The sequence below is a fragment of the Streptococcus mitis NCTC 12261 genome (genome assembly GCF_000148585.2).
Lineage (GTDB): Bacteria > Bacillota > Bacilli > Lactobacillales > Streptococcaceae > Streptococcus > Streptococcus mitis.
The window spans coordinates 1584208-1605484 of record NZ_CP028414.1; the positions used below are offsets into that span (position 1 = coordinate 1584208).

20 protein-coding genes and 5 pseudogenes are annotated in these 21277 nt (G+C 35.8%); 7 read left to right on the plus strand and 18 right to left on the minus strand.

Features of this window, described 5'->3' with window-relative positions:
* The first annotated feature begins 141 nt into the window (after nucleotides 1-141).
* Nucleotides 142-1308, plus strand: a complete 1167-nt coding sequence (locus SM12261_RS08000; RefSeq protein WP_000163015.1) for an IS30 family transposase — start codon at nucleotides 142-144, stop codon at nucleotides 1306-1308.
* A gap of 358 nt (nucleotides 1309-1666) precedes the next feature.
* Here SM12261_RS08000 and SM12261_RS08005 read toward each other — a convergent pair.
* From SM12261_RS08005 to SM12261_RS08015, 3 genes and pseudogenes are all read right to left on the minus strand, one after another.
* Nucleotides 1667-2070, minus strand: a pseudogene (locus tag SM12261_RS08005) (Y-family DNA polymerase); the annotation flags it as partial.
* Between the two features lie 56 nt (nucleotides 2071-2126).
* Entirely contained in the window at nucleotides 2127-2804 is a 678-nt protein-coding gene (locus tag SM12261_RS08010; protein ID WP_000284651.1) for an XRE family transcriptional regulator, read from the minus strand.
* 2 nt (nucleotides 2805-2806) lie between these two features.
* On the minus strand, nucleotides 2807-3670 hold the full coding sequence (locus tag SM12261_RS08015; RefSeq protein WP_000656071.1) for an ImmA/IrrE family metallo-endopeptidase: 864 nt from the start codon (nucleotides 3668-3670) through the stop codon (nucleotides 2807-2809).
* Between the two features lie 192 nt (nucleotides 3671-3862).
* Between SM12261_RS08015 and SM12261_RS08020 the strand changes: the two genes are divergently transcribed.
* Nucleotides 3863-4219, plus strand: coding sequence for a hypothetical protein (locus SM12261_RS08020; RefSeq protein ID WP_000735494.1), 357 nt, complete (start codon nucleotides 3863-3865; stop codon nucleotides 4217-4219).
* A gap of 104 nt (nucleotides 4220-4323) precedes the next feature.
* Here SM12261_RS08020 and SM12261_RS08025 read toward each other — a convergent pair whose 3' ends face one another.
* Nucleotides 4324-6156 carry a retron Ec67 family RNA-directed DNA polymerase/endonuclease gene (locus SM12261_RS08025; protein WP_001105313.1) on the minus strand — a complete coding sequence of 611 codons (1833 nt, stop codon included), beginning with the start codon at nucleotides 6154-6156 and terminating at the stop codon, nucleotides 4324-4326.
* Between the two features lie 380 nt (nucleotides 6157-6536).
* Entirely contained in the window at nucleotides 6537-6722 is a 186-nt protein-coding gene (locus tag SM12261_RS08030; RefSeq protein WP_004239148.1) for a hypothetical protein, read from the minus strand.
* On the opposite strand from SM12261_RS08030, the pseudogene SM12261_RS08035 reads away from it, so the two are divergent.
* Nucleotides 6711-7607, plus strand: a pseudogene (locus tag SM12261_RS08035) (site-specific integrase); the annotation flags it as partial. The gene SM12261_RS08030 and the pseudogene SM12261_RS08035 sit on opposite strands and share 12 nt — an antisense overlap.
* A gap of 488 nt (nucleotides 7608-8095) precedes the next feature.
* Here the strand turns inward: SM12261_RS08035 and SM12261_RS08040 are convergent.
* The 5 genes and pseudogenes from SM12261_RS08040 to SM12261_RS08060 form a co-directional block, all read right to left on the minus strand.
* A pseudogene (locus SM12261_RS08040) lies at nucleotides 8096-9418 on the minus strand (ISL3 family transposase).
* A 159-nt stretch (nucleotides 9419-9577) separates the two neighbouring features.
* The gene (gene merA / locus SM12261_RS08045; protein ID WP_001031943.1) at nucleotides 9578-11236 is read right to left on the minus strand and encodes a mercury(II) reductase; all 1659 of its coding nucleotides are present in this window, start codon (nucleotides 11234-11236) and stop codon (nucleotides 9578-9580) included.
* A 28-nt stretch (nucleotides 11237-11264) separates the two neighbouring features.
* Nucleotides 11265-11657: an Hg(II)-responsive transcriptional regulator gene (merR, locus tag SM12261_RS08050; RefSeq protein WP_000640389.1), complete on the minus strand. Its 393-nt coding sequence runs from the start codon at nucleotides 11655-11657 to the stop codon at nucleotides 11265-11267.
* 268 nt (nucleotides 11658-11925) lie between these two features.
* Nucleotides 11926-12264, minus strand: coding sequence for a Cd(II)/Zn(II)-sensing metalloregulatory transcriptional regulator CadX (cadX, locus tag SM12261_RS08055; RefSeq protein WP_000711088.1), 339 nt, complete (start codon nucleotides 12262-12264; stop codon nucleotides 11926-11928).
* 11 nt (nucleotides 12265-12275) lie between these two features.
* A complete protein-coding gene (locus SM12261_RS08060) occupies nucleotides 12276-12890 on the minus strand; it encodes a CadD family cadmium resistance transporter (RefSeq protein ID WP_000615751.1) in 615 nt (204 codons plus the stop codon).
* Nucleotides 12891-12918: 28 nt separating this feature from the next.
* Here SM12261_RS08060 and SM12261_RS09650 point away from each other — a divergent pair.
* A pseudogene (locus tag SM12261_RS09650) lies at nucleotides 12919-13093 on the plus strand (FanG protein).
* Nucleotides 13094-13344: 251 nt separating this feature from the next.
* A pseudogene (locus tag SM12261_RS09745) lies at nucleotides 13345-13722 on the plus strand (hypothetical protein).
* 344 nt (nucleotides 13723-14066) lie between these two features.
* Here SM12261_RS09745 and SM12261_RS08075 read toward each other — a convergent pair.
* From SM12261_RS08075 to SM12261_RS08095, 4 genes are all read right to left on the minus strand, one after another.
* Nucleotides 14067-14261: a hypothetical protein gene (locus tag SM12261_RS08075; RefSeq protein ID WP_000469564.1), complete on the minus strand. Its 195-nt coding sequence runs from the start codon at nucleotides 14259-14261 to the stop codon at nucleotides 14067-14069.
* Nucleotides 14242-14574 (minus strand): hypothetical protein, encoded by a 333-nt coding sequence (locus tag SM12261_RS08080; protein ID WP_001220781.1) that lies wholly within the window; start codon nucleotides 14572-14574, stop codon nucleotides 14242-14244. The genes SM12261_RS08075 and SM12261_RS08080 overlap by 20 nt, the downstream gene beginning before the upstream one ends.
* Nucleotides 14575-14933: 359 nt before the next feature.
* Nucleotides 14934-15773, minus strand: a complete 840-nt coding sequence (locus SM12261_RS08090; protein WP_001014725.1) for a phage replisome organizer N-terminal domain-containing protein — start codon at nucleotides 15771-15773, stop codon at nucleotides 14934-14936.
* An 8-nt stretch (nucleotides 15774-15781) separates the two neighbouring features.
* On the minus strand, nucleotides 15782-16063 hold the full coding sequence (locus SM12261_RS08095; RefSeq protein ID WP_000005472.1) for a hypothetical protein: 282 nt from the start codon (nucleotides 16061-16063) through the stop codon (nucleotides 15782-15784).
* A 147-nt stretch (nucleotides 16064-16210) separates the two neighbouring features.
* Between SM12261_RS08095 and SM12261_RS08100 the strand changes: the two genes are divergently transcribed.
* On the plus strand, nucleotides 16211-16729 hold the full coding sequence (locus tag SM12261_RS08100; protein WP_000181350.1) for a helix-turn-helix domain-containing protein: 519 nt from the start codon (nucleotides 16211-16213) through the stop codon (nucleotides 16727-16729).
* Between the two features lie 51 nt (nucleotides 16730-16780).
* Nucleotides 16781-17935: a site-specific integrase gene (locus tag SM12261_RS08105; RefSeq protein WP_000022155.1), complete on the plus strand. Its 1155-nt coding sequence runs from the start codon at nucleotides 16781-16783 to the stop codon at nucleotides 17933-17935.
* 131 nt (nucleotides 17936-18066) lie between these two features.
* Here the strand turns inward: SM12261_RS08105 and rpsI are convergent, their stop codons facing one another.
* From rpsI to SM12261_RS08125, 4 genes are all read right to left on the minus strand, one after another.
* Nucleotides 18067-18459, minus strand: coding sequence for a 30S ribosomal protein S9 (gene rpsI / locus SM12261_RS08110; RefSeq protein ID WP_000075964.1), 393 nt, complete (start codon nucleotides 18457-18459; stop codon nucleotides 18067-18069).
* Nucleotides 18460-18477: 18 nt separating this feature from the next.
* Nucleotides 18478-18924 (minus strand): 50S ribosomal protein L13, encoded by a 447-nt coding sequence (rplM, locus tag SM12261_RS08115; protein ID WP_001044624.1) that lies wholly within the window; start codon nucleotides 18922-18924, stop codon nucleotides 18478-18480.
* A gap of 215 nt (nucleotides 18925-19139) precedes the next feature.
* Complete coding sequence (locus SM12261_RS08120; protein WP_001245398.1) at nucleotides 19140-20339, minus strand: ABC transporter permease; 1200 nt, start codon at nucleotides 20337-20339, stop codon at nucleotides 19140-19142.
* Nucleotides 20336-21229 carry an ABC transporter ATP-binding protein gene (locus SM12261_RS08125; RefSeq protein WP_000895284.1) on the minus strand — a complete coding sequence of 298 codons (894 nt, stop codon included), beginning with the start codon at nucleotides 21227-21229 and terminating at the stop codon, nucleotides 20336-20338. The genes SM12261_RS08120 and SM12261_RS08125 overlap by 4 nt, the downstream gene beginning before the upstream one ends.
* Nucleotides 21230-21277: the final 48 nt, after the last annotated feature.

A 21277-nucleotide genomic window follows, 5' to 3' on the forward strand; every position in this document is an offset into this window, starting at 1 on the left:
ACTTTCTAATACGTTATAGATACATTATCTTGTCCGTAACTTCTAAAAGTAACTTCCATCTCTCTCCCAAAACTGGAAGTTAGTCTCAGACGACGAATGATGCTAGAATTAAGTCTGAGACTTTTCGTGAGGAGGAACCTCATGACGAAAAAACAAAAACATCTCACTCTAGAAGAACGTATTGACATCCAAACTGGAATCAGCCAACAGGAGACTTTCCGTTCCATCGCTGAGAAAATTAGAAAAGACCCGTCAACGATTTCAAAGGAAATCAAGCGCAATCGCATCATGCATCCAACATCCGTCAAATCTGATTGCACGGATTGCCCACTTCTCAAAAAAGCTCCTTATGTCTGTAACAACTGTCCAAAAAAGAGAACGGATTGTGGCTTTAACCGCTATCTTTACTACGCGAAAAAGGCCCAGGAACAGTACAAGACTATGTTGAGGGAGTCCAGAGAGGGCATTCCCCTAAACAAGAAAAGTTTTTATCAGATGGACAAGATCTTATCCCTAGGCATCCAGAAGAAACAAAGCATCTACCATATCATTCAGACACATAACCTACCTGTGTCGAAAGCTACGGTGTATCGACATGCCAAGCTGGGCTATCTAACAACCAAGCCCATTGATTTCCCTCGGATGGTCAAGTTCAAGGCACGCAGAAAATCCAGAAAAGTAGCTATTCCCAAAGAGCTGAAAATTGGGCGAACCTACCAAGATTTCCAAGAGTTACGAGAAATAGATGATTTCTTCAAATGGTTGGAAATGGATACGGTCATCGGCAGACCTGGTGGAAAGCTACTGCTCACCTTCAACGTTTCCTTCTGCAATTTCCTCTTCGCCTTGCTTTTGGACAACAAGACTGCTCTGGAGGTCGCCACTAAATTCGCAGCTTTGAAAGAAAGAGTCATGGACGGAGGGTATGCGTTCCATCAGCTGTTCCCTGTCATTCTAACGGACAACGGATCTGAGTTCTCCTATGTGGAGGAGCTTGAGCGAGACATTGATGGTAAGTCTCACCTCTACTTCTGCGACCCTAGCCGTCCTGACCAGAAGGGGCGGATTGAGAAGAACCATACGGTTTTGCGAGCCATTCTGCCCAAGGGCACTTCCTTTGACCAGCTGACTCAGAAAGACGTCAATCTAGTCATTTCCCATGTCAATTCCTTGAAACGAGAAGAGTTTCAAGGAAAATCTGCTTACAACGTCTTCACCTTCAACTTTGGCGAGGACATCGCTGCTCTTCTGGGGTGCCAATTTGTCAAACCAGAAGACACACACTTATCACCTGATTTATTGAAATAAAGGGAATTTTCCTCTCTAACTACACATCTTATCACCATCGAAAAGTCTCACACTAAACGCTAGCAACTGGAAGTTACTCTAAGACGACTCTGTTTTAGGGCTATTTGTCGTGCACTTTTTTCTTAGTCTTTTCTCTTTTGAACCTTTATATATCAAAAAAAGAAAACCAGTGGACGTTAGTCTAAGAAGAATTTCTACTGATTTCACGCGTTTTTCTCATACTAAAGGCTAGGTTGTGGGAAACTGGAAGTTAGTTTTAGAAGTTACCACATTATCTTGTCTATTCTTTAAAAATCTTTATAAATAATTCTCCTACTTAAGTATTACAGTCTAATTAAGAATCAAAAATGTAAATACTGTCAATAAATCTCTCATCAATAGAATAAGGGAGAATGTCATCTGGGCTGGCATAGTTTTGGAAAATGTACTGGATTTCCATGTTTTTCTCAATATACAAGTCCATGCGAGGGGGGGAACGATATGAGTAATCCTAGCCCACTCTTCGATAAATCGGACATAATCAAAGGTTATAGGCAGGCCTTGTCTGCATGCTACATAATAGTTGAATTTCTTGGTCTTAATATCAAAAGGCAGGTCATAGGAATGGCTAACGTTATTTTTACCAAACACTTTCTTAAACATCGGCGAGGAAGCTAATATCAAGCCGTTAGCATTCACCGCTCTACTCATGACACAAAGAGAGGTTTTCAACGGATGTAGTCCACGTTCCACACACTCAACACTAGCATAGAAGGATTTCATATCCACAAAAGCTATGTCGCTTTTTGGTTCTCATGAATAGTCAAAATACCCCATAGCTAGTCCTCCAATGGCATGAAGTGACCGACGATCTTTCCTACGACTCGCGGGTTCTCATCGAATGGCGCAAACTTATCAGGATAACCCTTATCGATTGACACTAAGCGGAGTCCTTCTTCCTCACGATAGACTTTCTTGATGTAGGTCTGTGAATCCCAGACGACAGCATAAACAGCACCGTCATAATCGAAACCAGTCTCTATGATAAGAGCTACTTCTCCATTCTGGTAGGTCGGTTCCATTGAATTTCTATCAACCCAAGAAGCAAAATCATGCGGTAATTCTTCATTGTAGTAAACCACGTCATAGTCCAGGTCACCATAAACAGAGGCACCAATACCAGCAGAAAGTTTCTCGTAAACATGATACTCTGAACGTTTCTCAGAAATGCTAACAATCTTCTGTGACGATAACAGGTCACGAACGTAGGTAATAGCTTTCTCCTGATTTGGCTCTGTCAGTTGCTTATAGAGAGATGAGATTTCATCTTCACTCAAATAGCCTTCTGGAATCTTTAAGACTTTTTCCAACTTAGCAATATTGACTTTAGTTGGTTTTGACAAGCCTTTTTCCCACTTGAAGTAAGCCTGCTTTGAAACTCCGATAAGCTCAGCCAATTCTTGTTGCTCTAAGCCTAGCTCTTCTCGTTTTTGTTTTAATTTATCAGGTTGATACATAACTACCTCTTTTCTAATAGGAGTATTGTTTTGACTCGTGATTTTGCTTGCTTTGTGGTCAACTTATCTGTACGCCAGGCGTAACCCACTGACTGTCCAAAGTCATATTCTAACCAAGTACCAATATCATCTTCTTGTTCTAGTTCCTTGCGAAAGCTATTTTCTAGCAACTCAGGAAACTCTGTACTTGCCACAAAATGACACTCTCTCAGGCGATTCAGAACTTTAGCAAAAACATCTTCTTTCACCACTCGGTACTCGTCTTCAATCTCAGTATGGACTTTCTCAAAAATACTGAGGACAAACTTGCTTTGACCTGATTGATATTGATAAATAGTTGAGTTAATCTCTTGATTGTTTCGTTTCAAACGATAGCGGAATAAATCTTGTAATCGAAATTCCAAGGCATCCGCTGATACGGATAGCTCTGTCATTACTTGCTTGAAACTATCCAAGCGATAATAAATTTTTGATAGTAAGACAATATCAGGCATGAGAATATAAGCAGAGAAAAGATTGGCTTCACTCTCGTCAATCGTATCTTTTTTTCCATTTAATTGAGTAAACTGCTTCCCTGAATGTCCCAAGATATAGTGACCTAGTTCATGACACTTAGTGAAGTACTGTTTAACTTGCGAATTCTGACTTTCATAGGAAATTAAAATACCGTCCTCATCTATCATCGTCAATCCCTCAATCTTCCGATTGGTAAAGTGATGCTCCATTACCTTAATGGCAAACTTTTGGATACAGTCATCAAAATAGTAATGAAAGTGATAATTTAAGGGTGAAACCTGATTATCCTTCATGAATTGGTATAGTTGTTCTCTTGCAATTTGGGTTACTCTTGTATAAACGTCTTTCATAGTACGCCTCCTCACAAATTTATAAGTCAACTATTTGGTTGACTAAAATTATATAAAAAAAAATGGATGAATGTCCACTGAAAATTAGTTTAACAACTAATGCATCTGTCTCGCAATTAAATTGAAACCCTATCATTAACACGTTTGTAACACGATTCCTGTAAAATAAATTCCAACTAGGAGGAAATATTTATGAAAAAATTACTTAGCCTTATTGCTCTTTCTCTTACCACTCTCTTTCTCGTCGCTTGTTCAAGTAAACCTATCATGGACGGGGAATACTATGAAACCGGGGACTACGGAACCAACCTGGTCATCACCATTAAGGGTGACAAGGGAACTGTCGATGTCGAAGTTTCAACTAGTAACATGACGATTGATACTGATACACAAACCTTTGAGATTTCAGGATTCGTCAATCCAACGGTAAAATATGAATACAAGAATGATGTTATCACTGCTAGTATTACAGGCTCAGAACGTCAATATTTCAAAAAAGATAGTAAAGCATATAAGGATGAGTTTAAGAAGTTTAATATGACAAAATAGTAATAGAGTTAGATATAATACTAAAGGGCAAACATTATAGATTTTTTAGAGTAAAATCAATAATGCTTGTCCTTTAAACTTTATATCTGCCTATTAGCTCGTTATTAAGTATATTTTGTAAAATCCTTTGATATGTCGCTAAGTTTATCTAATAATGGCTTAAAATTTGAAAAATCAATAATTTCAGAGTCGTAGTTAGTTAATATTGTGTTTGCAAAAATTTCTTTCCCTATGGATTTATCATTGCCGTGCTCCTTTTTGATATCAAATTTCTTCCCATCGTGAAGAGGTTCAATTAGCTCAGTATTTATTTTTTCCAAATCAAATAAATTTTCAATTTCTACTTCACATTTAGTACTTAAATTATCTACTGGTAATGTCATTAAAAAGGCATTTAAATCTACGTGATACAAGTAATCGGTATGTATTTTTTGAATGATATCTTTATCATTTAAATTTTGAGCATTGCACAATACTTTGATTATATTATGTAGAGGCTTTTTGATTTCCCACTCATTATCTAATAAAAATACCGTAGGTTTTTGAGGCAAAGGTACATCCTCAGAGATTTCTTTAAAGTATTTGATGTAATTACGACTTATATGGTTATCCCGATTAATAAAGTAATTAAAAAGTTGGATTTGGTCAGATCCACCACCTGACAAAAAACCGAAGAAATATCTCATCCTCTTTGTTCGAGGTAAAAAATTTATTTTATACTTGAACCCATCTTTTTCCTTAGTAACTAACTCTGGGTATTCTGCATAGTATTTTCGAAGAGCTGCTTTAATATATCTACTGTCAGTCTTGCCCTCAGTTACTACAGTAATATTTGTATTAGCTATAAAATATTTATAAAAAATAAATTTTTGATAGTCTTTTTCTCTAATTGATAAAGTACTTAAATTCTTTTTCCAATCGAGTATCTGTTTCTGCTCATTTTTCTTGACTTCGAATTCCTTTCCATCGGTAAATTGTAAATTCTTTTTGTATTCTATTGAATTTAATTTTAGAGATGGTAATTCTTCTAATCTGTTGTTGTACTTCACCAAGTCATTAATAAAAGAAAACCGCCCTTCTAATTGATTCAGAGTGCCTTCTTTACCGTTTATCATAAATTTTCCAGTTTTATATAAACTATGTGCCATACTTCTAGTATGTTTATAAAAATCTTTTTTCACATTTAGTTTCTTATTTACCGAGAGACCTGTTACTGTTTGCCTTCTATTATATTCTTGAAAGTGAGTTTTTTCCGCATTAATTTTAAAGCCAGAACGAGTAACTAATTTATCTAGTTTGTCTAGAAAATCTTGATAATTATTGTCAAAATTTTTTTCGTTTGTCGAAAAAGTTAAATCATCAGCGTATCTTGTATATGTTAAGTGATATTCTTGACACAGTTCAATTATTTTATAGTCAAGGATTTGACATATTAAATTTGAAATTATTGGGGACGTTGGAGCTCCTTGTGGTAGTACTCCCTCGTAACAAGTTAATTGAGCAATGACTGTCGCTACATCAGGTAATTTAAAAAAATCATTATTCTTAAAAAAACCATGTACCCTACCGAAGTGAATCGAATCAAAAAAATCTTGCAAATCTACATTAAGTACGTACCTTTTGTTTCTATGAGGTAATGCATTAGTTTTTATACTTTTTCCTTTAAAAAATGCATGTGATATCCTATTTTTAGTATTTTTTTCTGTTAAAAATTCTTCGTACCGTTTTAAAAGCAATCGAGCTAGCTTACGTTGCACATATTTCAAGCTCTTATTTGGAGCACTGATGGTACGTTCACTTCCATTTTTCTTACTAATTGTAAATGTAGTGTAACAATTTTCAATTTTCACTCCATATAGCAACCCTGTCAATTGTTTTATTGGAATCCCAAGGGCAAAAGCTAACATGTCCCTGGAGCGTATATCCTCATAATTCATTGTTTTCTCCTAAGAATAATAAAAAAGCGTATGAAAACTCATTACGCAAAATGCAACAGACAAGTCAACTAGACCTCTAGGAAGCTAAAGTAACTTGCTATATCCCCCTGCTAGAGGGAGAACGACTTACGAAACGCTAAGCCATAGAATCTGTTCATACGCATTTAAAGTATAAAATAATTCGAGAATTCTGTCAAGAACATTTTATCCTACAAACTCATCCAAACTTACTTCAAAAAACTTAGCCAACTGAATAGCTGTTCACAAAAGCATATCAGTCTCACAATTTCCCCAACGGCTGATACTACGTACAATCGTTTAGATTTCTTTTGCCAGTTCCGCACGAACCATTCTACGCTGTTGTCTATGTTCTTTAAGTCTCATTTTTTGTCCTCATCAAAAAGTTTTTTATGCTCTTTCATGAATTCAATCAACTCATCGCGAAAGATTACCTTTTCTTCCTCTGTCAATCCATCAGAAGTCATACGGAACAATACTTCGATATTTGATAAATCAATGTCGTCATTTTTTCCATCTAATAGATAGTCCGTAGTTTTGAAAAACATATACTACCACTTCTTGGAAATTATACAATACAGTTTCTAAATCAAAACAAGCAGGTTATTTTAAACCTTATGACATCAAAAGCTAACGAATATGCGAACTTTAAATCTTTACGTAGCTATGTGATTTCTATTTTTGACTGGGCAGAAGAACTGGAATATATTGAAGCGAATAAAATCGCAAAAATATTAAGACGAATAAAAGCTACTAAAAAGATTCAACTTGCAGAGTCAAAGAGAGAGGAAGATTTATATCTAACTCATGAACAACTCCAAGAATGGTTCTCAGCATTTCAAGAAGATTTAGAGAATGATAAAATAACCCTTAAAGATTATGTCCTATTTTATCTTACTTTTTTCTTAGGCGATAGAAAATCTGAAACCTATGCTCTTCAATGGAAACATATCGATTTTTCAAAATCACAGATTCAGCTAATTCAAGCTTTAGATAGATATGGAGAAGTAAAATCAACAAAGGGAAATAAGAAAACTATTTTCTCTATTTCTAATGATTTACTTCAACTTCTTACCTCTTGGAAAGAGCAACAAAAATATGAACTAGCAAAGTTTGGCATCATCAGTAATCCAGAACAATTTGTTTTTACATATATCGACACAAGAGGAAACATCAACAAGCCTTTACATGCTGACTATCTAAACAATAAAATGAAAAGCATTAGAAAGCGACATAAAGAGCTGGCACATGCTACACCTCATAAACTGCGACATACAGGAGCAACGCTTGCTAAACAAGCAGGAATGAGCTTAGAAGCTATTTCTGAGGCTCTAACACACAGTGACACAGGAACAACACAGATTTATGTAAATACTTCTAATGTAGTTCCTATGACAGTAGGTGAATTTGCTTTAAAGTCTCTAAAACAATAAGGTGAAAATAAGGTAAACTTTGAGGTGAACTTTTCAAAAAAACACGAAAAAAGCACCCATAAGGTAAACTTTTGAGTGCTTTGAAACGTTGATATAATCGTATTGATTAACGTTTTGAGAATTGTGAAGCTTTACGAGCTTTCTTAAGACCTGGTTTTTTCTACATTATGATATTTATGGTAAATTATCACTAAAATCAAGTAATTTTAAGAGATAAATCCTCAATATTTACATATATAATCCTTTTGAAAATCGAGAGGTTATCAAAGGGTTATCACATTTTAGTTTTCGGAGCTTATGTAGTTGAGAAATACGAAATACCGTATCATAAAGATGATGTACAGTTTAGCAACAAATATACAGTTTCTTCGTGCCTGGACAATTTCTTTTTCTATCCTGAAGATATTTAAACAGTTCTATATATTATTTCTTGTGAGTAATTTTCATCAAAAAATTTCGGGTATTCGGATTTTATGGTGGAAAAGGGCTTATAAATCACCCTTCTCCAAATTCTTAATAAGTGTGGAAAAATCGACACCTAAGTTGTCTGTAATGTCGTGATCATTCACTTCATACCAATTGAAAGTATCGTATAACATAGCTTTATTGAAAGCACTTGAATTAAATCGTGGCTTACGCTTTTTATGGAGCTTCTCATTGAAAAGGATTTTGGCTCGTAAGGCATCAAACGAGTAACCTCTACCCATTCGCTCTACCTGCCTAATAATGCTGTTAATTGACTCCGTATAAGCATTAGTGAGCCTTTTATCAAAGTAGTTGAATATTTCAACATGCCAGTTGTCTACGGCTCTCACGAGGTCTTTATATGCGTCTTTAGAGTTGCTGGACATACAACGGTGTCTCCATTGACTATAACGAAGATGACCTTCATCTGGATCAGGAGTATCCCATATCCAGTAAAACTCTTCTTTGAGTTCATAGGCTTCTTTTAAAGCAGGAAGATTACCTAACCAAGTATCTAAGAGGAATGATTCACGTTCATTTAGATCGTGTTTACGCTTTAGAAGGATAAACCTTTAACGCATAAGGGTACGTCTTTCTTTTTGGCTCATATGGGCTTTCAAAGACTTTCTGACGTTATCTAAGGCTTGATTAGCCATTCTAACTACATGAAACTTATCTACGACAACTTTAGCTTGTGGAAGGATAGTGTTCACTGCGTCTTTGTAGGGCTTCCACATATCCATTGTGACGTACTCAATGTAAGTCCTGTCACTGATTTCTGAAAGACGTTGGATGACTGTTTCCTTGTTACGGTTAGGCTTGATGTCATAAATAGTCCTGCGTTCAATATTAGTCAATACAAGCCGAGGTCTACGGATAATATGTATCTCGTCTATCCCAAGCCACTTAGGAGTTTCAAACTGGTATTCACGTTCTTTGAGTGCCACATAGTCCTTAAAAACGTTCCTAATGGTTTTCTCGTCAACACCAACGCTTTCTGCGACTTCTACAAAGGTCTTAGACATGGATTGCTCTTGAATGGACTTTAAAAGCCTTTTGGTCATACTACGCTTTTCATCTACAGATATTAGGCGTTCCCAGAAGGTAGATCCGCATTCACGACACTTGTATCGTCTACGGTTCAATTGTAAGCCCACTCGCTTTAAACGAATGGGCAAATCCATAATTAGTTGATTTCTTGAACTGTGTTTGTACAACTTGTCAAAACCACATTCAGGACAACGTTCAGGTGGTCCGACTGCTTCAACTTTAAACATCATATCGGTTTCATTTTCTTGTGGCGGTTCTATTGTTTTAATGTCTGGTAGGGATAATAAGTCTGACATATTATTCATCCTTTATTACTCTGCAGTGTTAAGGTATCAATTATAGATTTGATGTCGAAATCATCAGTGTTAAATTATTTTTGTGACCACAAATGCACTTAGAAAATCCCTTAAAGCATTAGCTGGTTCACTTGAATAGGGAGTTGTAAAAAAGTTCCCTTAGCCTGCACAGCAAGATAATTTCGAAACATCTTTATCAAAAGTTAGGACAGCCAGCTTCAATCCTTCTGCCATTGTTAGATATGGAGCCATCGTTTCTCTCAGATCTCCAACAGTTAAACCGAATTTCACAGCTAATGTTGCTGCATAAATTACGTCTCCTGCGTTTTCTGCCACTACATGCGCCCCTAACACTTTCAATGTTTTCGCGTCTGCCACTAATTTGAAAACACCTGTTGTTTCCCGATTAACGAGCGCTCTTGGAACAGCATCCAACGGCAATACCGATGTTTTCACTTCATATCCTTTTTCTTTTGCCTGTTGCTCCGTTAAACCAACCGTTGCAATCGATGGAGAAGTAAACGTAACGCCTGGAACCACTTCTAAATTGACCTTTTGATTTAGTCCTCCGATTGCATTACGAGCAGCAAGTCCACCTTCATAAGCAGCTACATAAACAAATTGGGGACCGAGAGTGACATCTCCAGCTGAATAAATTCGGGAATTGGTCGTTTTAAGATAATCATCAATGACAATTTCACCACGGGAACCAACTTCAACGCCTGCTGCATGTAAGTTTAATGATTCTGTATTTGGTTTTCTTCCAGTGGCAATTAGCAATTGTTCTGCTTCAATAATTCGCTTTTTACCATTTATCTCAACATGAACTTTTTTAATGTCTCCATCTTGCTCAACTCGTTCATAGGTTGCACCTGTTACTAAATTAATTCCCTGTTCTGTTAAGGCCTTAGTAATGGCTTCTGAAATTTCAGGATCGTATTCTTTTAATAGACGCTCGCTTCTTTGAATCAAAGTGACTTCTGACCCGAGGTTATGAAATAGTTGTCCTAATTCCATGCCGATATATCCTGAACCAATTACGGTAAGACGATTTGGAACCTTCTTTAATTCCAATAAGCTAGTGCTTGTTAAATAATCTACTTCATCTAATCCGGGAATATTAGGTGCAGTTGAAGAAGCACCTGTAGCTATTAAAAATCTTTTGGCTGTGATTTGATTGCCATTTACTTCAACTGTATTTTCATTTACGAATTTTGCTTCACCTTTTATTAATTCAAAACCATAATCATCAATTAAATTCACATATTTTTCATTTCGCATCTCGGTTACTAAATCATTCTTTTGTTTTACTAATGGCGCTAAATCAACATTTGAAGCCGAAGTGTGTAATCCCACAAATGGATTATTTTTTGCTAGATGATTGATTTCCCCTGCTCTTAATAAGGTCTTAGAAGGAACGCATCCGACATTAACGCAAGTTCCACCCACCGTTCCACGCTCAATCATAGCCACTTTTGCGTTCAAAGTAACGGCTTCAATGGCAGATGAAAAGGCAGCTCCACCAGAACCGATGATGATGTAATCATAATCATAGTTACCTTCATCATTTAAACTTACATCTGTCCTTTTTTCCGATTGCACTTGTATTTCTTCTGCTTCGCCCGGGTGATAATTTGCGTCAGCAATCGCCTTTATTGCACTTTCAACCTCAATATCATCGGACAGTTCAAATACTGCTTCACCACGACGATAACTAGACTCAATATTTTTAGCACCTATCTTTTCAAGTGCTGATTCTACGTGTTTTTCACAACCCGTACAAGTCATTCCTGAAATGTTTACCTTAAATTTATTCATAAAAAAGCTCCTTTCGTTAATTAATCTCTCATGTTAATGTTTCTATTATTGGACACGAATGTAATTGCTTTTCATCTGGACATCGTTGTTTTAAGTCGTCTAACATAGTTTCAATTCGTTTTAAATCCTCTATTTGTTTTTGCACTTCCTTTTGTTTTTTAGAAACAAATTCGAACATATCTTGACAACGAACTTCATCTTTATCTACAACACCAAGTAATTTATAAATCTCGCTTAAAGAGAAACCAAGTTCCTGTATTCGTTTAATAAGCCCAACACGCTTAACGTCATCATATGAATATATCCGATAACCAGCTTCCGTTCGGTGAGGTTCTTGTAATAAATTTTTTCGCTCGTAATATCTGATCGTTTCTTTATTAACTCCACATTTATCTGCAAACTCACTAATGCGATAAATCATCTTATTTCACCCCCTGAATATTATAAACCATGTACCATAGTACACGGTCAAGTAAATTGGACTATTTTATTTTTTCCCAAAGTATCACTCGTATGTGATTGATACTTTTATATAATACTATTGATTATCCTAACATCCCACCAGAAAATCCGATTTAAACACCAGTTGTTTTTAAACTATTAAGAAAGTAATTCCACTATATATTCCGAAGACCCGAAATTTCATAGAGTAGCTCCCTAGAATCATGGAAAAGTAGTAAAAATAGCTGTTATCCTAGTTGATTAAAAAAATCCCTGATTTCCTCATCTTTTATAAAATAATATATAATTTTCCCCTCTCTTCTAGTGCCCAAGATGTTTTGATTGGCTAGTTTACGAAGATGGTGGGAAGTAGATGCCATACTGAGATTTAGTAAACAGGCTATATCACAGACACAGAGTTCTTCAACAGCAAGAAGATAGAAGATGATATTTATCTGTTTATTATCGGTAAATTTTGTTAAAATGCGAAGTGATTTTTGGACTTTTTCCTTTTCAAGGTAGTTCGTTGCGGTTGTAATATTTTGCTGATTTATAACATTCACTTGGCAGATACTATCTTTTTTCATAATATTTTCTCCTAGCCTAATATAGTCCATAGTATGTCAAAACTGTTATTTTCAACCAGGATATATATCCCCAATCCTAAATAAACAACGGCAATAAACCATCTGCTATATTTCTCCAAAATTTCTCCAACAGAAGAGACTTGTGCCAATTTTTGGGCAGAAAAAACCAAGAGATAAATCATGACTAGAAAGGTAAGTAAAGCTACTATCAAATTTGCTAAATTTAAGGTAGTAAAATATGGGACAAAGACACCAATATTGTCAGCACCACAACTTGCAAAAGTAATCATAGCGACTAGAAATATCAGGTTTTTATTATCTTTGCGCAAACCTTCTTTGGCAATAGCTTCTCCATCAGAATCTCCTAAAAGCAAAACTTTGAGGCCTAGGAAAATTGGAATCAAACCGAGTAAACCTAAAATCTCTTTACTAGGAATATAATTTAAGACAAATGCAAAAAGCAAACTTAGTAATATTAGACTAACAGAGCCTAGAAATTGTCCTAAATAGATGTTAATGATGTCTTTTCTGCTTTTTCTTTTGGCAAAAAATAACATTAGGATAATAAGTAAGTCTACGGCTGTCCCAGAATACAGGATTATTGAAGTAACAACATTTTGAATCATAAAATACCTCATTCAAATATATTTTTGAATGTATTCTAACATTAAACTTTGTAGATGTCAACTTAAAATCTACCAAAATATAGATAAGAAGTTAGTGTACCAAATATTAAAAAGCCCTGCCATCGAAATGACAGCAGGGCTTAAACTTCAATATCCAGATGATATATTTATCTAAAAAAGGTAGAGTTTTTATTGATTTGTAGTGTGATATAATGAGTTTCCAAAAATCAAAAATCGCTTAAAATCAATATTTTGACATCTATTGACGTGTACTGAAACCCTTACTTAACCTCTGTAAGGATATAATTACGGTACCAGTATATCATAAATAATAACAAAATCTTGACTTTCCGAAACATAATGATTTTCCCGAAAGAAAGAGATCAACCTAAAAAATTACTTTCTTACTTATGTAATGTTTCTTTAATATAATATAGAAATAAAAAGTATGTAAATGAAAAGATTTATCACATTACTTTTAGTGTCTCTATCTACAATTTTATTAATTGCATGTTCTAACCAATCAAGCAATTCTTTAGATGGCGAATACCGTTGAATAAACGAGAGTAGAAATGAAGTTGCCTTTACCATTTCAGGTAACAAAGGAAATAGCAACAAAGGAGAGGCCGACACCTTTACAATTGATAAAGACAGTGCAACAATCGAACCGACTGGCTCTAATATCATAAACCGAAAAGAGAATTATACCTTCAAGGATGACGTATTCACTGTAGATATTTCAGGAACAAAGCAGGAGTATTACAAAAAGGATAGTGAAGAAATACAGCGACAAGTAAAACCCTCAAACTATTTGATATTCTTTATACAATAAAAACGCTTTTGTACTGACCCCAAAAGTTAGATTTTTTCTGTCTAACTTTTGGGGGTCAGTACACACCCGCATAGCGGGTATTTTTTTGCTCGTATAATTCATCAGGGGTTTGGGGATTCCCCAAAATTCAAATCATCCCAAAAAGTACATACACTTTGTGTATACAAATTTTGGGATGATTTTGGGAGTGTGTGTATACAGACTCTGAGCTCGCAAAGTCATATTATGAGAAATCTTTCCTTCTCGATAAAATAATCCCAAAAATCAATTTGACTGTCATTTGTGTGTACAAATATTTTAAGAAGATATATAAAAAACGCTGCAAAATTTTTAACAGCGTTTCCTTATTTTAAAATTCTCATATGTCTTTCTTTTTTATGGTTAGCATCATAGTATTCCAGCATCGCATGATACAAACGAGCCTTCGTTTTATCTTGTTGTTTAATTCCATGAAGAAATAATTCTGCTCGCTTTAATTTCAATATGTATTCGCATATCTGATCAAAATCCTTATCCATATTACTTTTGAAAATAAACATCTTTTTCCTCCATCACATCAACTATTTTTTGCATCAAAATAGACATATCCATTTTGTTTTCATAGCTTATTCTCCCAACTACAGTTGCAAGACAGGCTATAGAATTGATATTCTTTCCGACTTGTTCCAACTCTTCTGTTAAAGGAACTAAACCTTCAAAAGAGACTTTTTGGATGTTCAAATCTGTTCGTATTAATTTTTGTCTAGCAAACTCAGAAAAATTACGAATATTTTCCTTCCTCATACAATCATTTAGTTTTTTATTTTCTTCTTCCGTCAAAAACACCTGTTTCAACACAGATTTTATTCTCATGGTCCTATCACCTCGTTTTCTTATTTAGTCGTTTTACAAGTTCTTTCACTTGTTTACTTGTCTTCTTTTCATATTCTATCATCAGCTCAACGCAGTAGTGAAATATCCTTACATTATCCAAATCTTCACTTTGTTCTGCTATTCTTTCTAACTGACGTAAGTTATTGATAATTCTTCTAACTTGAAATATAAAGTCATGATAAGATTCAAAATCAAATTGAAGATAAATAGGCGAGCTCTTAAATAACATTTTTCTGGCATAAGAGGAAAAACTTAGATGATTTGTCATTTCAATCAAGTTATTCACTATTTCATTTTGCTCCTCAGTGATATAACATTTCTTTAGAACAGTCCTATATCTACTCATTTATCATATACTTCTTTCGGGCATTTTCATGGGCAATAGCTTTGCACTCCAGCATACGTTCCTGCTTTAAATTCTCCATAGACTTAAATAAATACGCTAAAGGAGAAGTCGCATCCTCAGGAATCCGTTCAATCATGCTAATAACTTCATCACTAGTTATATACCCACTAGCCAAATACTCGCCTATCTTCATCTTCTGAGCATGTGTTAAAGTGTAATTGTTAGGATACAAAAATCTATCATTGTACTTATAAGAAATGGATTCTAACAAAGAATAATATTTGGGTGGAATATAAGTTTCAGTCTTTCTAGAACTATTATCCAGTATATTCTCAATCTCTTTCTTATTCTTACTCTTGTTCTTAATCTCTTGCGTTACATTCTCATTTTCATCCGTTACTGTAACGTTACAGTCTAAAATGAGTTGTGGCTCGCCTTTAATTAGTGCTTTTTGTTTTTGTCTATGGCGAGCAACACGTTCCCTTGTTTGTTTTCTAATCTTTTCTAGGCCATCTATATTCTGATGTTTCTCCCATTTTGGAATGGTAATAGCGCCATCTATGATTTCTATCATGCCAAATTCTTCAAACATACTGAGAGCTAATTTTACAGATGTAGCCTTTCGTCTAAACACTGTTGAAAGCATCTCTTCTGTGTAATAAACCTTGTTCCCTAGACTTAATATGCCACTATTATTTTGCTTTCCTGCAAGCACCAGAATTTTAAACCATATTACAATAAGAGTATCTCCTTCTGGCATTGATTCTATTAGCTGAATTTTTTCATCATCAAATATATCTGTTGTTATCTTGATCCACTGAACACCATTCATACAAGTACCTATCTTTCATATTGCTTCAACCATCTTGTTACTGCTCTTTTATCGTATAAAGTCACTCCATCAATCACCATGGTTGGCATTCCTTCTTTCGTCCATTTTTGGATTGTTGTCGTAGATACATCTAACCACCTAGACAAACCTGACATACGAACCATGGGTTTATAAAGTTCTTTATCTTCAAATACTCTTGCTACAGCATTTGAAATCATCTCATCATAGTGAGCACGTAATTGCTTCTCTAATTCTTTAGGAAGCTGGACAACTAAAGTAGTTTCCGACATAAATTCACACCTCATTTCTAAATTAAATAAGCTCCGAAACCATTTAATTTGTTATTCATTTTGAATTATATATCCTTTTTGAATTTTTGTCAAGCTTTTTTATTCAAAAAGAATAAAATGTGTTATAATGATAAAAAGGAGGTTCTTATGACGAATCATATTACTAAACTGATAGAAAATAGCGGAAAAAAATTGACAGAAATTAGCGAAGCTACAAATATAGCCTATCCTACACTTTCTGGATACAATCAAGGAATCCGCAAACCTAAAAAAGATAATGCTGAAAAATTGGCAAAATACTTTAATGTTTCCGTCGCTTACATTATGGGACTTGATAGCAACCCACACGCTCCATCAAATCTTAAAATTGTTACAGATAGTTTCAAAACATCTAAAATTGGTTCTGTGACACCTTTTAAAAGCGATATGGAGAAGTTAAAGAAGAGTATCGAATTTGGCGAAAGGGCATTAACACTACCACTTGATGATAGTTTTTCAGATGAATTTCGTCATATATTCTCAGAATACCTAGCTGAGAAAAACAAACGTTTTATGTCTGAGTTTATAGATTATATGAATCACCAAAATAAAGATTCTAAAGTTTGGCAGAGCTGGATTAAAACAGACGAATACGCTATCCGCCAAGAAGATAGAAAAAATAGATAGACACTCATTTCTCAATTACATAAGCTCCGAAAACTTAGATACGGAGAAAAAATGTCTATACACAAATACAAAACAAAAAAAGGAATCCTATACTATGTCAGCTTTTACATTGGCTTAGATGCTTATGGAAAGAAAAAAAGGCACTTAAAGAGAGGGTTCAAAACCAAAAAAGAGGCAAAATTGTACGAAGCTCGTTTAGAAGCTGGTGTCGTTGCCCCCACAGTAAGTACCGACAAAACTAACCCCAAAGTCACTTATAAAGAACTTTATCAAGAATGGTTTAATGCCTATGTTGGTACCGTTGAAGAAACAACTTCTTCCCAAACTAAGAATATCTATCGAATACATATTCTACCAATATTTGGCGATAAATTTATTGACCAAATCAGTCCTTTAGACTGTCAAAACTTTATTACACAAAAATCTCAGACTTTCAAAAATATCAAACAGATAAAATCCTATACCTCAAAAATTTTTGATTTTGCAATCAACATGAACTACATTGATCGAAATCCAATGAAGAATGTTATCATGCCTAAAATCAAAAAAACTAGATCAGATAATTTTTGGTCTCTGGAGGAATTACATCATTTCCTTGATATAGTGAAAGAAACTGAGCCATTTAAACATTTTGCTTTATTTAGACTGCTTGCATTTAGTGGACTACGAAAAGGGGAGTTATACGCTTTAAAATGGGCTGATATTAACTTTGACAGCAATCTATTGAACATAGATAAAAGTCTAGGAAGAATTGACGGTAAAGCGATTGAAAAGAGCACAAAGAATGAATCTTCAGTTCGTACAATCTATCTTGATGATGAGACAATCGATATTATTAAGCAATGGAGAAATTTCTATCTGAAAGAACAATCTCAGCTTCCTCTTACAAAGCTGAATATTAGTGATGAATATATGTTCTCTTACATATCAAGTAATGACAAAATTGAACCTTTGCATGCTGATTACATTAATAACGTACTGAATCGAATTATTAAAAAGCATAAATTAAAACCAATTAGCCCACATGGGTTTAGACATACACATGCAACACTTATGTCTGAAATTGGAATCGATCCTTCTAATACATCAAAACGTCTCGGTCATGCAAGCAGTCAGGTGACATTAGATGTCTATACTCACACCACAAAAACTGGTGAGAAAAACTCTATTGACAAATTTGCAGACTATCTCAATAAAGCAAAATAAATCATGATTTTAAAAATTTAGAAGAGGTTATCAGAAGGTTATCACAAAGCTATTTGAGCTCAAAAATCGACAAAAAAGCACTTTGCAAAATTTTTGCAAAGTGCTTTGAAACGTTGATATAATCGTATTGATTAACGTTTTGAGAATTGTGATGCTTTACGAGCTTTCTTAAGACCTGGTTTCTTACGTTCAACTTTACGTGAGTCACGTGTAAGAAGTCCTGCGCGTTTCAATGAATCGCGGAAGTCTGGGTCTACTTGAAGAAGGGCACGAGCGATACCGTGACGGATAGCTCCTGATTGACCTGCGTATCCACCACCTACAACGTTAACGAAAACGTCGTATGAACCTGCAGTTGAAGTAACTGCGAATGGTTGGTTGATGACAAGACGAAGGTCAGCGTGTGGGATGTACTCTTCAACATCTTTTTTGTTAACAGTGATTTTACCAGTTCCTGGAACAAGGCGAACGCGTGCAACAGCGTTTTTACGACGTCCAGTACCTGCATATTGTGCTTGTGACATACTTTATTGTTCCTTTCCTTAGATAAGTCCTGAAATATCAAGAACTTCTGGTTGTTGTGCAGCGTGAGTGTGCTCAGCTCCAACAAATACTTTCAACTTCATACCTTGAGCGCGTCCAAGAGTATTGTGTGGAAGCATACCTTTAACTGATTTCTCGATCAAACGTACTGCATTTTTAGAACGAAGTTCACCTGCAGAGATTTGTTTCAATCCACCTGGGTGGTTTGAGTGAGTGTAGTAGATTTTATCAGTTGCTTTTTTACCAGTCAATTTAACTTTTTCAGCATTGATAACAATCACAAAGTCACCTGTATCAGTGTGTGGTGTAAATGTTGGTTTGTTTTTTCCGCGAAGTACGCTAGCAACTACTGCAGAAAGACGTCCAAGTGGTACATCAGTTGCGTCAACTACGTACCATTTACGTTCAACTTGGCCTGGTTTAGCCATAAATGTTGTTTTGTTCATGATTTCTCCTATATATAGTTCGATTTTTGTTTACGGTGATGGGTGTTCCTTCCCATCGAAAAGTATTTGGAAGGTTCCGGGGCCTTTCAAATGGGGTAAACAATACCGCCTACTATAATACCAAATTTCACCCCTAAAAGTCAATAGATATGAAAAATATTTTTCTGAATTCCACTCTTTTTATCTCTAAAAAACCTCGCTTTCGCGAGGCTCTTCTATTTATAAGATAAGGCACGTTTAAAGGTTTTCCAAGGACCTAAATCATCTGTTTGCAGAACGAGGCTAGCATACATACGTCCGATAAAGACTGTTGCCGTTACTGCAAAAGCAAGCGTAATAGCAAGCGAAATCCAAGTTTCTAACCCATTTGCATAACCATTAATAGCTCTAAACGGCATGAAGAAAGTCGAAATAAAGGGAATATATGAACCAATCTTCAAGATGAGATTGTCACCAGCTGTACCTAGAGCTGTCACTCCAAAAAAACCACCTATAATCAAAATCATCAAAGGCGACAAGGCTTTTCCTGCATCCTCAGGGCGAGAAACCATAGAGCCTAGGAAGGCTGCTAAAACAACGTACATAAAGAGGCTAACCAAGACAAACAATAAGGTGTTGAGCGAGAAAGCCTCTCCTATATGGTTTAAAATACCAGATTGTGCCAAGATTGGTAGGTCTTTAAAGAGAAGAATGGCAGCAATTCCACCCACGACGTAAATGCCAATATGGGTCAAAATCACAAGAAGCAGAGCCAGCATGCGAGCGTAGAAATAATGACTAGCACGGATACTAGAGAAGACCACCTCCATAATTTTGGTTCCTTTCTCGCTAGCCACTTCCTGAGCAGTGACACTAGCATAGGTAATCAAAATCATATAAAGGAAGAAACCAAGCCCTGCGGCCGCAAAGGTTTGAATCATTTTTTTATTTTCCTTGGATTCATCAATTTTCTCCGTAAAGTTAACTGTTTGTCCCAAGCGTTTTTCCTGTTCTTGTGACAAATTGGCTGCCGAACGATTGAGTTGATCTTGAAGCTCATTTAACTTGCTCGTTACTCCTAGCTTAATAGCAATCTCAAGGGAAGTTTCACCGTGATAAACTGCCTTCAAGACACTATCCTCTTGGTCAATGGTCAGATAGCCTTTTAATTTTTCATCCTTGATAGCAGCTTGGGCACTGGCTTCATCCTGATAATCAAAATTGAGACCATTGGTAGATTTAAGACTGTCTGTCACAGCTGGAACAGTGCTGACTACTGCTATCTTGCCACTCTGAGCCATAGAAGATCCTTGGAGATAGCCAATTCCTACAGATAAGGCTAAAAAGAGGAACGGCGAAATCACCATAAAGAAGAAACTCCACGATTTGACATGTCGAAGATAGGTTTCCTTCATTACAACCCACATATTTCTCATACTTCCACCCCTGATTCTAGTTTAAAGATTTCATCAATTGTTGGCGCTTGCTGGTCAAAGGTTGCGATGTATTGCCCCTGAGTCAAGATTGGGAAGAGTTCCCTTCCAGCGCTCTCATCCTCTAAGATCAATTTCCAACTGCCTTGTTTGGTCAAACTTACCTGCTTGACATGAGGAAGATTTTCCAATTCTTCCTTGCTTCGTTCACTTGAAACAAAGAGACGCGTTTTCCCGTATTGATTGCGGACATCCTGAACTGGTCCATGCAAGACCACACGGCCATCTCGAATCATGAGAATATCGTCACAAAGCTCCTCGACGTTGGTCATGACATGGTCAGAAAAGATAATGGTTGCCCCACGTTCTTTTTCCTGAAAAATGACTTGCTTGAGCAATTCTGTATTGACCGGGTCCAATCCACTGAAAGGCTCATCCAAGATAATCAAGTCTGGCTCATGAATCAGAGTAATAATGAGCTGAATCTTCTGCTGATTTCCTTTTGACAGACTCTTGATTTTATCAGTCAGCTTCCCTTTCACTTCCAACCTCTTCATCCATTGAGGGAGTTTTTCCTTGATCTCCTTGGCATCCATACCTTTTAGAGTCGCCAAGTAACGAACTTGTTCAAGGACTGTCAATTTAGGCATGAGGCTGCGTTCTTCAGGCAGATAGCCAATCCGAGCGTAGGTCTCTTGTCGAATATCCTGATTATCCAGACTAATTTCTCCTTGGTATTCTAAAAACTTCAAAATACTGTGGAAAATCGTTGTCTTCCCAGCACCGTTTTTCCCGACTAATCCCAAAATACGACCTGGTCGCGCTTGAAAGTCAATACCAAACAAAACTTGCTTGGGTCCAAAACTTTTCTCTAGACTTCTTACTTCTAGCATCTTTCACCTCCGAAATGTCTTGCACTCATTATACTCCTTTTTGATAGC